We start from the raw sequence: 14704 nt of genomic DNA, 5'->3' as shown, positions 1-14704 counted from the left end.
AGGATGCGTTTGAACATTCGTAGATTAGGCTCCTTAAAGCTTTTTTCTAATATAAGCACCACTTGGCGATATATCATTGCACTGGTGGTGTGCTTTGTGCTGTTTATAGGAATTTTATCTTCAGGGCTCTTTGTCTCCAAGCTCAATCTTGAGCTGGGGGATCCCAGCCCTCAGCTGGTGACGGCTCCTTATGAAAAAAATATCGAGGATTTGAAAAAGTACTACCAAGACCAAGAAGAGGCAGCCAATGCAGTTAAGCCGGTCTATAAGCACGATGAGGAATATCTGACAAGCATTGCTCGTGATTTAAGTACTGCCTTTATCGCTTTGGAGGAAGCAATAACCAGCAATGAGGATGAGGCGAGCATACTGAAAACATTGCGTCAGACGGCTCCTTTTAACACTTTGTCTCAGGAAGTGCTCCAAGGGCTTTTAAATTCTTCCTCTGAGCTTTTAGACGAAAAAGAACAAAGAGCCACGGAGATTATTTTTGGTAATGCCCGTAAAGATGAAACTGGAGCACGCAATCCTGAGGATGTTCCAACCTTGCGTCAACATATTAAGCGGGATATTGATGATGCTCCTTTTCCTAACGAGTTTAAGCTTTTTCTTAAAGAGTTCGTGGATGTAAAGATCACTCAGCCGACTTTAGAGGAAGATAGCGAAGCTACAGAGAGTTTAAGACAGAATGCGCGGGCTTCGGTGCGGCTGGAAGTGCACCGTTATAAAGCCCAGCAGAAGATCGTCGGACCGGGAGAAATCGTAGATGAGAAAATAATGCAAGTGCTTGCGGCCTACGGATTGGTTGAAAATCGGTCTCCTTGGCGCTCCGTCGCCGGTATCGCCCTGATTGTCTTGGCCGGTATGGCGACCATGATCTTCTATGCTTATCAATATCGCAAAAATGTCTCGGATATGACCAAGAAATTAGTGCTCATTGGCTTAATGATGTTCCTGGTCCTGGCTATGGGGAAGGGTGTAATCTCCCTGAATCTCGGGGATGCAGAATATAATGCCATGACCGGTATCTTGATCCCCGTGGCTTGGGCAACCATGACTATTGCTATTTTAGTGGATGTGGAGATTGCCTATCTTTCGGCAGCACTTTTGTCTGTGTTTGTCGGTTTGCTGGCTGACCCCACTATGTCGTCCGCCACGGGCTGGCAGATTTCTCTTATTGCCTTGTTTGGGGGCTTCATAGGTGTTCATAGTGTCTCCCTGTTAAGCCAGCGTTCCGATTTGGCTCGGGCAGGGCTTTATATCGCAGCCTTCAATGTGATTACGGCAAGTTGTATTGCCTTAGTGTCAGGTACGCGAATATCTACTTGGCTGGTCAGCATAGGTTTGGGGATTGTGAATGGGGTCTTTTCTTCAGTGCTTGCGGTAGGAACTCTTCATTGGTTTGAGACCGGGTTTGGAATTACCTCGGCAGTACGCTTACTGGAGCTTTCGAACCCCAATCGTCCCTTGTTAAAGCGGCTTTTGATGGAGGCTCCAGGTACCTATCATCATAGTGTGCTGGTGGGTAACCTCGCAGAAGCCGCAGCAGAAGAGGTTCAGGCCAACGCTATCCTGGTTCGGGTAGGAGCCTTATATCACGACATCGGCAAGCTGAAACGGCCCTATTTCTTTATTGAGAATCAATTCGCTCAAGATAACCCTCATGATAAAATAGCCCCGACTCTCAGTGCTTTGATCATCACTTCCCATATCAAAGATGGGCTGGAGATGGCCAAGGAAGAAAATCTACCTCAGGTCCTGCAGGACATTATCGCTCAACACCATGGGGATAGTGTGGTCAGCTTTTTCTACCATAAAGCTATGGAGGATAACGCCAATGTTCCCGAAGAGGCCTTTCACTACGAAGGGCCAAAGCCCCAGACCAAAGAGGCTGCTCTGGTTCTTCTGGCAGATAGTGTGGAAGCGGCAGTTCGTGCTATGAAACAGCCCACACCGGGACGGGTTGAAGGATTGGTTCGTAAGATTATCAAGGACAAGCTTAACGATGATCAGCTCAGTCAATGTAACTTGACCTTCCAGGATTTAGATAAGATCGCCACATCCTTTGTCCGGGTTCTGAGCGGCATCTTCCATTCCCGGGTAGAGTATCCCGATATGCAACCCAGACAACTGCCGGAGACTGATAAGATCGGGGAAGTCGGGGGCAGGGAGGAAGGAGAACTTCCTGCAGAAAAAGGACACGCTGCGAAAGAAATCGAAAAAACGGATAATTCGTAACGGAAGGGGGTGAGGGGTCGCTTATGCGGCTCCACACCAATGAATTTGGATATTAATTGGGAGGAAGAATCCATTCCTGAAGATGATCGCGGGGAACTTATAGGTCTTTTGGAGCAAGGAATTGAAAAGGCCATCCGCTTATCCAATGGGCCGGAAGAGGCTGAAGTCAGCCTGACCTTAGTGAATGATGCCAGAATCCATGAACTGAATAGGGATTACCGTGGAGTGGATCGGCCAACAGATGTTTTGTCCTTTGCCCTACAAGAGGAAACGGAAGATGAACCGGATATCCTGGATTACGAGGACGATCTTCTTGGAGATATTATCATTTCGGTGGAGCGGGCAAGAAATCAGGCTACTGATTATGGACACTCCTTTGAACGGGAGCTGGTCTATTTAGCGGTCCATGGAACTCTTCATCTCCTGGGCTATGATCATATGGAAGAAGAGGAAAAAGGGAAAATGCGTCAGCAAGAAGAAGCCGTAATGAGCCAAATCGGTCTTCTGCGTTAAGCTGGTAAAGGAAGATGACTATGGGCCAATATCATAAGAAGCATTCTAACTGGGAAAGCTTTGGCAATGCTTTTAACGGGATTCTTTATAACTGCAAAACTCAGAGACATTTTCGCTTTCATCTATTCGCCGGAGCTTTAGTCCTTCTGGCCGCCGCTTGGCTGGGACTGGACCGCTGGGAATGGGGGATTTTATTGCTGACCATCAGCAGCGTCATGGCAGCAGAAGCTTTTAATACAGCTGTGGAACTTGCGGTTGATTTAGCAGAGCCTGACTTCAACCCCCAGGCCGGCTTGGCCAAGGATGTAGCGGCCGGTGCGGTCTTGATCACGGCTATCGTGGCGGTTGCTGTCGGGATCGTTATTTTTGGGCCTCGTTTGGTTGGCTTTCTTGGGCTGAGTTGAAAAAGCTGTCAGAAGCGGGGGCTTTGGGGATTTTCGGGATTCACCGGATGTCTCCAGGATTTTGCTTTACACCGGTCGCTCAATAAGCTGCGCGGACAAAACTAACGCGAAAAGCCCTCCGCTCCGTCGGGACGCCGCCCAAATCGCTCCCTTTTGTAAAGCAAAATCCTTGGGCTGCTTTTCGGGTCTGAGCAAGTGGGGCGTTGTGGGAGCTGTTGTGGGGCAAGCGTCTTATCCGAGCCACTTTTTCCGTCTTTGCCGACGCCGCTTGAACGGCATGGTCAGCTACTCGGAGAATGGCTCTGAAGATGCCCCCTGGAATTCCTTAATAGGTCTCAGGACCTTAAGGAAAAGCTGAAAGAGACCCAAGAGCTAAGCTGAAGGAGCCCCGTAAGCAGTAGCTTTACGCACAAAAGGGAACGGCTTTAGTGGAGGGGCGGTCGGGTTAAGGTCGCTTTCTTAACGTAGCGGAGCCACGGTTAACATGCAGAAAGCAGCGGGGTTTGGCGGGAGCTGTTAAGAAAGCGAGTGAACCAGCCCCGGAGCTACAGAGTGACCGTTGTGCGTAAAGCTATGCGACCCGGACAAGATCCCAGATCCAAGATCGAAGCAAACGAAAGGAGACCCTATGGACTTACTACAACAAATTCCTCCAGAGCTCATCGAAGAGCTAATTCGCCGGGCCCAAGAAGCCTATAAAAACGCCTATGTTCCTTATTCCCACTATCCCGTAGGAGCTGCTACCCTGTGGGAATCCGGGCGTATCATAGCCGGATGTAATGTGGAGAATGCCAGCTATGGCTTGACCATCTGCGCTGAGCGCAATTCTGTTTTCCATGCTGCCTATCATGGGGAGCGCCGCTTGAGGGCAGTGGCAGTTGCGGTGCCGACGGACGTATTTCCTTCCCCCTGCGGTGCCTGCCGTCAGGTATTACGGGAGTTTTCTCAAGATTGTTTGGTTATTTTAGTCAATGGAAAAGGACAAACTAAGATGACTCGCTTGAACACTTTACTTCCCGATTCCTTTGGCCCCGAATTTTTAGGTTAAGCGTTTGCTTGGCCTTTTCTAATACCTTTGCCAAGTTAGTTATAAGCCTATTAAGGCTATCGAATATTGAACATTGAGGAAGTGAGCAAATTTGCACGGTGCTGAACCCAATAAAGATTTTCGCTCGGGATTTGTCACAGTGGTTGGCCGTCCTAACGCTGGAAAATCTACATTACTTAACCAACTTTTAGGACAGAAGATCTTAATCATGTCCGATAAGCCTCAAACTACTCGGAACAAGATTCACTGTATCCTGACGGAAGAAAGAGGACAGATCGTTTTTCTGGATACACCCGGAATCCACAAGCCTAAGCACAAATTAGGAGAGTTTATGGTGGATTCGGCTCTGGAATCTCTTCGGGAAGTGGATCTTATCTTGTACATGGTGGATACGACTGCTGATTTCGGTACCGGTGAGGAATATATATTAGAAAATCTCAAGCAAGTAAAAACGCCCTGCATTCTGTTGTTGAATAAAATTGATCTGATTGAAAAAGATAAATTATTAAAGCTTATTAAAGACTATTCTGCCCTAAAAGATTTTCTGGCGATTATTCCTATTTCGGCTAAAACAGGGGAGAATAAGGACGAATTATTGAAGGTAATTTTCAAAGAAATGCCTCAAGGGCCTATGTATTACCCCGAAGATGAAGTCACCGACCAACCGGAACGCTTTATCATGGCGGAGCTTGTGAGGGAAAAGGTGCTTCAGCTTACACGAGACGAAGTTCCTCATTCCATTGCTGTAGTGGTGGAGAGTGTGGAAGAAAAGAAAACCTTAATCAAGGTCCGTGCCCTTATCGTGGTAGAGCGGGACTCCCAAAAAGGAATTATCATCGGTCAAGGGGGAAGCCTCCTCAAAGAAATCGGGCGATTAGCTCGCCAAGATATTGAGACTTTGCTGGGCAGTAAGGTTTTTCTGGAACTCTTTGTCAAGGTTGAGAAAGATTGGCGTAATCGGGGAAGAAGCCTTCGCGAATTCGGATATTCGGATCGGAGTTAGAACGAGGCTGATAATGATATGTGTTTTGGGAGACAATTGGAAAGGATGAGGACAATGAACTTAGCAGGTATGATTGATCATACACTTCTCAAACCGGAGGCTACTGAAAAAGACATCGTAAACCTATGCCATGAAGCCAAGCAGCACAAATTTGCGACAGTATGCATTAATCCGGCCTATATCTGTACTGCCGCCAAGCTTTTGCACGGCAGCGGCGTAGGAGTGGCCACAGTTATCGGCTTTCCTCTTGGAGCAACCATGACGGAGATTAAAGTTCAAGAGATTTTCGCGGCCAAAGCTCATGGTGCCCGGGAAGTGGATATAGTGATGAATATAGGCTGGGCAAAATCCGGAAATTGGGAAGCCGTGGAAAAGGATATAACACGGACTGTCGAAGGGGCCCATTCCTGTGGTGTCATAACAAAGATCATTATCGAGACTTCTTTGCTTACTGAAGATGAGAAACAAAAAGCTGCTGAGATCGTTAAAGCATCAGGGGCAGATTATATCAAAACTTCCACAGGCTTTGCCGGTGGCGGAGCCACCGTGGAAGATGTACGCAATCTAAAAGCCTGGGTGGGTCAATCCGTTAAAGTGAAGGCTTCAGGCGGAATACGTTCCCGTGATAGTGCTTTAAAGATGGTGGAGGCCGGAGCTGATCGCTTGGGAACAAGTTCCGGAGTACAAATAATCAGCGGCTGATATGATAATGGCTTCCTTTCACTTTTGTATAAGAACAGGATATTTACAAAGACTATGAGGTGAAGATGTGGGAGTTTACCACGCCGATGCTTTGGTGATTCGAAGCCGGGAGTATGGAGAATCGGACCGTCTACTCACTTTATTTTCAAGAGAATACGGGAAAATCCAGGCTGTTGCAAAAGGGGTGCGTAAACCTAAAAGCCGCCAAAGAGCTGGGGCTCAGTTGTTTACCTATGCGGAATACCTGCTACATAAGGGAAAATCACTGGATACCGTCAATCAGGCCAGCCCCAAGGAGAGCTTTCCTCATTTGTGGACGGACTTAGAAATGAGTATGGCAGCTACGGCAATGGCAGAGCTTCTTGATCTGGCAACCCTTCCCGGGCAACCCCATCCGGAACTCTTCACCCTCACTTTTTCTAGTTTATTCCTTGTGGAAAGCTGTGAACCGTCTTTAGTGCAGTGTGCCTATGCTTTAAAACTAATGAATTATCTCGGTTATCGCCCTCGCTTTATGGAATGTGCCGAGTGTGGGCAAAGGGTTCAAGGGGAGCGGTTATTATTTAGCCCAGATGCTGGCGGAGTGGTTTGTCGACAATGCCAAACTCAAGGAAGTCCCTCCATCATCGGAAGATGGGTTAGTGGGGGAAGTCTTGGGCTAATGCGTCAACTTCTTCAAGGAGAGCTGGAAAAATTGAACCGACTGCGCTGGAACCAATGGAGCAAAAAAGAAATTCTTGATACCTCACAATATTTTTGCGAACAAACCTTAGATAAACAATTGAGGTCTTGGAGTATGGGGAGCCGCTTGGTCAACGTGGGACAAAACCCAAGCGGAAAGGATGATTTAGATGAGCGAAGAGATGTGGACGGAACTTGAGAAAGTTGACATTCTATGTGATCGGTTAAATCTAAGCTATGAAGAAGCGCGCCGCGCTTTGCTAAGGTCCAACGGGGATGTGATTCAAGCTCTGGCGGATTGCGAAAGAGAGAAGGCCCTCGAAGATGGAACGGTAGGGAAGATGTGGAATGGCACAAAGAATCGATTCAACAAGCTATGGCAAACCCAGGTTAAGCTTAAGCATAATGACCGTACAGTATTCAGTATTTCCGCCCCTCTTGGTATTGCCATAGGGTATATGGTATGGAAACGGCCGACTTTGCGGGTACTCGGCTTGGCGGGAGCGGCAATGGCGGCTGTGCAAAATTATGAACTGGAACTGGAGTCCATGATGGATGATAACGAGTTTGAACCCTATTATCATGCATCCTATCCCATGAACTTTCATGAAAATGAAGCAGGCCTCCAATAAGAAAAAGACTTCGGAGAAAGATACTCTCCGAAGTCTTTTCTATATCCTAATTCCTATTTATCTAACCTGGAAAGGCCCCAAGAAGGGGAAGAAACAGAAGAGTTACTGAAAGTTCTCACTTTCTTTATTGTCTAAATTATTTGACAATTCACAAATGCTATGGCAGAATAGAAAATATATTTTTTCGTTATTAAAAATAAATCTAAATTTTCACAGGAGTGATGTTTAAAAATTCACATAAAGCTTTCTTTTTTAGCGATAAAGATTCTACCTTAGTGAGAGAAATTAATATACAGCTAAAGTAGGGTCTTACGTAATTTTTTGTTTCGGCAAAAGCCGGAACAATTGTAATAATAAGAGGGGGAGAGTAAATGGAAGTAACTCGTCGTGGGTTCCTTAAGCTTTCTGGGGCATCTCTATTTGCTTTGGCTTCCGGTCTTGGATTTGATCCACAGATCGCGCAAGCCCAGGGATTCAGCCTTAGAATTGAAGGAACTACAAAAATTCCAAGCATCTGCCATTTCTGTTCCGGCGGATGCGGCTTGCTGCTTCATATTAAAGATGAGAAGCTCGTTTATCTGGATGGAGACCCAGATAATCCGGTGAACTCCGGTACCCTGTGCCCGAAAGGTGCCAGTCTGGGTCATGTCGCCAACGCGACGGACCGGGTCACAAAGCCGAGATACAGAGCTCCTGGAACCAACGATTGGCAGGAAATTTCCTGGGATGACGCGATTAATAAGATTGCCTCAAAGATCAAAGAAGTTCGTGACACGACCTGGATGGCTACGGAAGAAATCGGCGGTACGACTTATGCCGTAAATCGCGCCGAGGGCATTGCCGTTTTAGGCTCAGCGGAAGTGGATAATGAAGAGTCTTACCTGATCAAGAAGCTGTCCGAGCTCATCGGAACACCCTATAACGAACACCAGGCTCGGATATGACACGCTCCCACGGTGGCAAGTTTGTCACCTTCATTTGGCCGCGGAGCTATGACCAACTCATGGACGGATATGCAAAACACGAAATGCTTCCTGATTGCGGGCAGCAACTGTGCAGAGAACCATCCCATAGCCATGCGTTGGATCAATAAGGCAAAAGAAAACGGCGCCAAGGTGATCGTGGTGGATCCACGGTTTACCCGTACCGCCTCACAAGCAGATATTTTTGCCCAGGTTCGTCCCGGAGCAGATATTGCTTATTTAAATGCAATTATCAATTATATTTTAGAGAACAAACTCTATGATGAAGACTATGTACTCAACCATACCAATGCGCTGTACAAGATCAGCAAAGACTTTAAATTTGCCGATGGACTGTTTTCCGGATTTGATCCCGAGACCAAAAAGTACAATTTTGATAGCTGGGCTTATGAGCTCAATGCTGAAAATAAACCGGTGATAGCCGAAAGTCTGGATGATCCTGATTGCGTATTTGGCAAACTTAAAGAGCATTTTTCTCGTTATACTCTGGAAGTAGGAGCTGATATCAGCGGTATACCTGCTGAAAAAATTAAAGAAATCGCTGATACCTTCTGCAATACCAGACCGGGTAGTATTCTTTATGCACTGGGCATGACCCAACACACCACCGGTGTTCAGGGAATCCGCAGCTACGCGATCATCCAGTTGCTTTTGGGTAACGTAGGTAAAGCGGGCAGCGGCATCCAAGCCTTGCGTGGTGAGCCCAATGTTCAAGGCTCTACCGATATGGCCAATCTCTTTAATAACCTGCCGGGTTATCTGGGGGCTCCAGTTCATACGGATAAAGATCTGCGCAGTTATCTGGTTCGCAACGGATCGGCTTTTGAAAGGCATATTGTCTCTCAACTCAAAGCTTGGTTTGGTGAAAATGCTACCAAAGAAAATGATTATTGCTTTAATTATCTGCCTAAGTACAACTCGGGCAAGAATTACAGCATGGTGAAACTTTGGGAGGCTATCAATGGCGGACAGTTTAAGATGCTGCTTAATTTTGGCTCGAACTCCATGGTATCCATCCCTAACCGGCAAATCGTCCGTGAGGGTTTGGCTAAGCTGGATATGCTGGTTGTGGCGGATGTTTACGAGATTGAAACCGCCCAATTCTGGCGTGAAAAGGATCCGACAACAGGTGAGCTTTTAGTCGATCCTGCTAAAATCAATACAGAAGTCATACTCCTTCCGGCAGCTTTTGTTTATGAAAAAGGGGGTACTTTATCCAACTCCGGTCGCTGGATCCAGTGGAAGGATGCGGCTCTGAAGCCTCCTGGCGAAGCTAAACCCGACTTGGATATACTGGACCATATCTACCACAAACTCAAGGAGCTCTATGCCGGCAGTACCGATCCTAAAGATGAACCCATTCTCAAGGCTCGTTGGGACTATGGTCATGAAGCGGATCCATTGAAAGTTCTCCAGGAAATCAGTGGTTATGATGAAACAACCGGTAAAGTGCTGCCTACTTTGGCTGATTATTTAAAAGCTCCCATCGGATCAGTCTCATCAGGCTGCTGGATTTATGCAGGTGTTACAGGTAACGGCAATCTTGCTGCCCGTCGTGATAACAGCGATCCTTCCGGGCTCGGATTATACCGCAACTGGAGTTTCTCCTGGCCGGGTAACATCCGAATCCTCTATAACCGTGCTTCCTGCGATATGAATGGTCAACCCCTTGATGAGAATCTCAAGCTGATTTGGTGGGATTCCGCCAAGAATTCCTGGGAAGGCCATGACGGTCCTGATGTACCTGACAAAACCAAAGGGCCGGATACCCCGGAAGGAAAACAGGTTTTTCGCATGAATCCAGAAGGAATAGGCCGCTTATTCACTGCGAAATATTTCAGTGGAATTCCTGCCACACCCTCTGTGGATGGTTTGCCGCACATTGGTGTCAGACCAGCCGGTCAATGTAACGATGGTCCGTTGCCGGAGTTCTATGAGCCGGTGGAAAGTCCGACGGTCAATGTTCTTCATCCGGAGGTAAGCTCTAATCCCACAGTGCCGATCCCGAACTTCCTTCCCGGTGTCACGAACCATGGAACCAAAGAGGATTACCCCTATGTTTTGACAACCTACGCCTTAGTTGAACATTTCTGCGCCGGCGGGATCACTAGAAATATTCCGATGCTCAACGAGCTGATGCCACAACCTTTCGCAGAGATCAGCAAAAATCTGGCCCAAAAGATTGGGGTTAAAGAAGGGGACATGGTAGAAGTTTCTTCTGCCCGGGGTAAAGTCCAAGTTGTTGCTCTGGTAACGGACAGAATTCAGACCTTAAAGATCAACGGCCAGGATTCCGAAACCATTGGTATGCCTTGGAGTTGGGGTTTTGCGACACTTAGTCCTGGACCAAGTGCCAACAACCTGACCATTGGCGCCATCGATCCTACTGCAGGCACACCGGAATATAAGTGCTGTCTGGTCAACATAAGGAGGGCGTAGACAAATGAGTAAAAAAATGATTTTAGTCGACACCTCTAAGTGTACGGGCTGTAAAGCCTGTTCCGCGGCCTGCAAGGAATGGAATGAGCTGCCGGCTGTTAAAACATCACTGGTTAAAAGTTATCAGTCAACCAAAGATTTTGATTATAACACTTACACCTATATTGCCTTCGATGAAAAGTACGAAAACAATAAAATGCTTTGGATGATGCGTAAAGCTCAATGTTTCCATTGTGCCGATGCAGCCTGTTTGAAGGCATGTTCTTCTGAAGCTATATCCAAAACAGAGACCGGATTTACGGTCATTGACAAGGACAAATGCATCGGCTGTGGATACTGTGTGACCAACTGCCCCTTCGACATTCCCAGAGTGGACCAGGCGACGCAAAAAGCTTCGAAATGTACCGGTTGTTGGGAACGTGTAGAAAATGGCCTTGAGCCTGCCTGCGTTGCCATTTGCCAGCCGGGAACCCTTACTTTTGGGGATGATGCCGAGATGATGCAAAAGGCTGAACAGCGTTTGGCTGAGTTAAAGCAGAATTATCCCAAGGCTAATATCTATGGCAAGGATATCGTAGGAGGAACGCTTTACAAATATATTCTCCTGGATAGTCCGGAGTCCTATGGCTTGCCGGTAAATCCTACGGTTCCCTTTACCCTGACCCTTTGGAAAGATATCGCCCGCCCATTGGGTGCGATTGCTTGCGGAGGTGCAGCTGCAGCCGTTCTTGTTGGAACTTTGGTCAATGTGGCTAAAGGCAATTACAGCAAAGAACATTTTGCAGATGATGACCGCCACGGGAAAGGAGGGGCACTATAATGGCACAAAACTCCAAACAAGTCCCTGAGGGAAAAGTTCTGAGATTCACCGGGGGGGAGCGATTCAGTCACTGGGTTCACGCGTCTTCCTTCCTGATTCTTCTCTTTACAGGTTTAGCCGTTCTGTCTGTGACGTTTCGGCCGGTTATGGCAATTGTTGGAGGTATCGAAAACGCACGCATGATTCATCGCGTCGTTGCCGTAATCTTTGTGGTCGTTGTAGGGCTGAAGTTCTTTATCGGTGACACGAAACATCACTGGCAATGGATTCGTTCCGTCTTTACCTGGACTAAGGCCGATGTCATGCACGTAAAGGCTTTTGCAACTGAATTCTTCGGCGGGCATGGTAATTACCCGCCCCAGGCAAAGTATAATGGCGGCGAAAAAATCAATTCTCTATTTACAATTTTCGGATCCATCTTTATTGCCATAAGCGGGTTTATTATGTGGTTCCCCCAGTTCTTCCCCATTTCTCTGGTGCGTATAGCCTATCCTGTTCATGACCTGGCCATGATTTTTATGACTACTGCTTTAATTGGGCATCTCTATCTTGCCTTGTTGCACCCGGAATCACGGGTTGCTTTGCAGGGTATGCTTAAGGGTTATGTACCCAAAGGTTTTGCTAAGTCCCATCATGGCGCTTGGTATGAGGAAATTCAAAAACAAGAAAAAGCCGGAAAATAGACCGGTCAAACTATAATTCCAATTATTGAAATTAATGATTCTAGTCTGTTGTAAACCTGATTCCTGGTTTTGGGTTAAGGGTTTGCAACAGACTTCCTTTAGGAGGAGAAATTGTGCAGACAAATAATCTGAATACTGAATTGGAAGAACAGCATTTGGCTGCAGTAAAAGACAACTATCTGAAATTACAGGCGGAAATAAAGCTTTGGCAGCGAGAGCAGGCTCCCGGAGCAGTGGCTGAGTTCCAGCTTGCCTCTGCCTCGCCGTTTTTTACTTTGGATAGTTTGCCCGAAGAAAGCATCATCGATTTGTGGCAAAGACTCAATCGAGTTGCAGACGAACCACAGGAAAAAGCTGACTTGCGCATCCTCCTGGATAAATTTAAGAATGGCGAGCCGCTGGTTAATCCAGCTGCTGCCCGATTGCAACTAGCCCTGGCAGGTGTTGCCCGGATGATCTGCCAACACTTAGTTCCGAACCCCGGAGAAGCGAATCAACCCTTTGGAACCTGTCCGGTCTGCGGAGAAAAACATTTTATGACCCTTTTGGCTCCGCCTGTAGGGAAGCGCTACCAGCAATGCCTCGTCTGTGGTTATCAGAGACCTGTTAATGCTTCCGGCTGTGCATGCTGCGGCAGCATGGAGGCCAAAAAACAGACATACCTTAAATCCGAACAGTATCCTGGGATTGAGGTGGCCGTCTGTTCTGACTGCGGCTCGTATTTCAAACAGGTGGATCTGAGAGAATTAAGTGTCGAAGATCTGGTCTGGGAGGATATACGGACGATGCCTCTCAACTATGCTGCTGAAAAATGGCTTGCCGGACAGAATGGATGGAATTAGAAAGATTTATAAGAATTTAAATTGCCTATTTGAAAATCATACCATGTATGATATATAATACAGTATGGGAATGGATGGATCCCGGTGGGTTCCGCGGACTTCAAATCCGTTGTCGGGTGGGTGATCCGGCCGAGGTAGGTTCGACTCCTACACATTCCCGCCATGTAATTTAACCAAGAATAGATAAATAGCCCGGAATACTATAGTTGCGATTTGCGGACATGATAAATGCAGTGTGCTTTCTGCTCAATTCATGTCCCTTTCCTATGAGGAGGCACTGTTTTTGGAGAATGATTTAGAATTATTAAAGGCGCTGAGAACCATCGCTCCCATGAATGAAATCCTAGATGACCTTGAAGTTGCGGCTTTGACGGACAGGATTGGAAAAACCGTGCTCAGCGAAACACTAAAGCAGGTAATCGACGACTATCGAAAACAGTTGCTTGAGGACAAATTCTTCATGACATCCATGTCTCTTCTACCTCGGCAGGAACTCACATCATATTTGATTCAGAAGCTCAAAGAAAAGCTCAGCGAACAGAGAAACACAGGCTTACAAAAGTTGATTAATGCCACAGGAATTGTGCTTCATACCAATTTGGGCAGAGCCCCCCTGCCTGGTTCCGCTATTGGCTTAATTCAAGAAGTCAATGAAGGTTACAGCAACCTGGAGTTCGATCTTGAAAGCGGCAGCAGAGGCTCCCGTCACGCACATATTGAGTCCCTGATTACCCGTTTAACCGGCGCTGAAAGTGCTATGGTAGTCAACAATAATGCTGCTGCAGTATTTATAAGTCTCCATACCTTGGCAAGCCGGCGGGAAGTCATTATTTCCAGAGGCCAACTGGTGGAAATCGGCGGAAGCTTCCGCATACCGGATATTATCGCCTCCAGCGGCTGTGCCATGATCGAAGTTGGCACAACGAACAAAACAAAAGTGCATGATTATGCCGAGGCTGTTTCCGAAAATACGGCTGTATTGTTAAAAGTTCACACCAGCAATTATAAAATCTCCGGCTTCACTGAAGAAGTTCCTCTTCAGGATTTAGTACAGTTGGGCAGAGAAAAAAATGTACTGGTGTTGGAGGATTTGGGCAGCGGCTGCCTTTATGATCTGACCAAAATCGGACTGCATCATGAACCGACCGTGCAGGAAGTCATCGCCGGCGGCGTGGATCTCGTCACGTTTAGCGGGGATAAATTGCTGGGCGGTCCTCAGATTGGTGTCATTGCCGGCAAAAAGGCATTGATTGATAAAATTAAGAAGAATCCTTTTGCCCGCATTGTCCGCTGCGATAAAAGTTCCATCGCGGCCTTGGCTGAGGTGCTGAGACTCTATATGAATCCTGAAAAAGCGATTGAGCAGATCCCGGCTTTAAACATGCTGGCATTAAAAGAAGAAGAGTTACTGCTCAGAGCACAGGAGTTGGAGCGACAGCTCCATGCTGCGCTGAATGAGCGATGCCAAACGGATATCGTAGATGTTTATGATGAAGCAGGGGGCGGTTCTTTGCCGGATGTCCTGTTAAAAGGCAAGGCGGTATCCTTAACAATTGACGATTTATCTGCAAACCAGCTGCAGGATCTTCTCAGAAAAGGGTCGACCCCGATTATTTGCAGGATTATTAAGGACAAAGTCCTGCTGAATGTTCGAACGATATCAGAAAAGGAATTTCCCCTTATTACGCAAACCTTGCAGAGCATCGTGGGGTGAAT

Annotated in this window: 13 protein-coding genes and 1 tRNA gene; all 14 read left to right on the top strand. The window is 47.0% G+C overall.

Going from position 1 to position 14704, the window contains the following annotated elements; all coding sequences use genetic code 11:
- Positions 1 to 9 precede the first annotated feature (9 nt).
- The 14 genes from DESPCE1_RS0117810 (at position 10) to selA (ending at position 14702) form a co-directional block, all read left to right on the top strand.
- On the top strand, positions 10 to 2238 hold the full coding sequence (locus DESPCE1_RS0117810) for an HD family phosphohydrolase (protein WP_014795391.1): 2229 nt from the start codon (positions 10 to 12) through the stop codon (positions 2236 to 2238).
- Between the two features lie 39 nt (positions 2239 to 2277).
- Entirely contained in the window at positions 2278 to 2751 is a 474-nt protein-coding gene (ybeY, locus tag DESPCE1_RS0117805) for an rRNA maturation RNase YbeY (RefSeq protein WP_019851217.1), read from the top strand.
- 20 nt (positions 2752 to 2771) lie between these two features.
- Positions 2772 to 3155, top strand: coding sequence for a diacylglycerol kinase family protein (locus DESPCE1_RS0117800; RefSeq protein WP_019851216.1), 384 nt, complete (start codon positions 2772 to 2774; stop codon positions 3153 to 3155).
- 628 nt (positions 3156 to 3783) lie between these two features.
- Complete coding sequence (locus DESPCE1_RS0117795) at positions 3784 to 4203, top strand: cytidine deaminase (RefSeq protein ID WP_014795388.1); 420 nt, start codon at positions 3784 to 3786, stop codon at positions 4201 to 4203.
- Between the two features lie 91 nt (positions 4204 to 4294).
- Positions 4295 to 5206 (top strand): GTPase Era, encoded by a 912-nt coding sequence (gene era / locus DESPCE1_RS0117790; RefSeq protein WP_019851215.1) that lies wholly within the window; start codon positions 4295 to 4297, stop codon positions 5204 to 5206.
- 45 nt (positions 5207 to 5251) lie between these two features.
- The gene (deoC, locus tag DESPCE1_RS0117785) at positions 5252 to 5908 is read left to right on the top strand and encodes a deoxyribose-phosphate aldolase (RefSeq protein ID WP_028305618.1); all 657 of its coding nucleotides are present in this window, start codon (positions 5252 to 5254) and stop codon (positions 5906 to 5908) included.
- A 67-nt stretch (positions 5909 to 5975) separates the two neighbouring features.
- The gene (gene recO, locus DESPCE1_RS0117780; protein ID WP_014795385.1) at positions 5976 to 6788 is read left to right on the top strand and encodes a DNA repair protein RecO; all 813 of its coding nucleotides are present in this window, start codon (positions 5976 to 5978) and stop codon (positions 6786 to 6788) included.
- A complete protein-coding gene (locus DESPCE1_RS0117775; protein WP_019851213.1) occupies positions 6760 to 7221 on the top strand; it encodes a DUF4342 domain-containing protein in 462 nt (153 codons plus the stop codon). The genes recO and DESPCE1_RS0117775 overlap by 29 nt, the downstream gene beginning before the upstream one ends.
- 371 nt (positions 7222 to 7592) lie before the next feature.
- Positions 7593 to 10643 (top strand): formate dehydrogenase-N subunit alpha, encoded by a 3051-nt coding sequence (gene fdnG, locus DESPCE1_RS0117765; RefSeq protein WP_014795383.1) that lies wholly within the window; start codon positions 7593 to 7595, stop codon positions 10641 to 10643.
- A gap of 4 nt (positions 10644 to 10647) precedes the next feature.
- Positions 10648 to 11463: a 4Fe-4S dicluster domain-containing protein gene (locus tag DESPCE1_RS0117760; RefSeq protein ID WP_014795382.1), complete on the top strand. Its 816-nt coding sequence runs from the start codon at positions 10648 to 10650 to the stop codon at positions 11461 to 11463.
- A complete protein-coding gene (locus tag DESPCE1_RS0117755; RefSeq protein WP_014795381.1) occupies positions 11463 to 12146 on the top strand; it encodes a formate dehydrogenase subunit gamma in 684 nt (227 codons plus the stop codon). The genes DESPCE1_RS0117760 and DESPCE1_RS0117755 overlap by 1 nt, the downstream gene beginning before the upstream one ends.
- 113 nt (positions 12147 to 12259) lie before the next feature.
- Entirely contained in the window at positions 12260 to 12988 is a 729-nt protein-coding gene (fdhE, locus tag DESPCE1_RS0117750) for a formate dehydrogenase accessory protein FdhE (RefSeq protein ID WP_014795380.1), read from the top strand.
- A 66-nt stretch (positions 12989 to 13054) separates the two neighbouring features.
- Positions 13055 to 13151 (top strand) — tRNA-Sec (locus DESPCE1_RS23065).
- Positions 13152 to 13271: 120 nt separating this feature from the next.
- Positions 13272 to 14702 carry an L-seryl-tRNA(Sec) selenium transferase gene (gene selA / locus DESPCE1_RS0117745; RefSeq protein WP_019851210.1) on the top strand — a complete coding sequence of 477 codons (1431 nt, stop codon included), beginning with the start codon at positions 13272 to 13274 and terminating at the stop codon, positions 14700 to 14702.
- The last annotated feature ends 2 nt before the right edge of the window (positions 14703 to 14704 follow it).

The sequence above is a fragment of the Desulfitobacterium sp. PCE1 genome, assembly GCF_000384015.1.
In the GTDB taxonomy this organism is placed as follows: domain Bacteria; phylum Bacillota; class Desulfitobacteriia; order Desulfitobacteriales; family Desulfitobacteriaceae; genus Desulfitobacterium; species Desulfitobacterium dehalogenans.
This window is presented reverse-complemented; position numbering and strand designations above follow the sequence as displayed.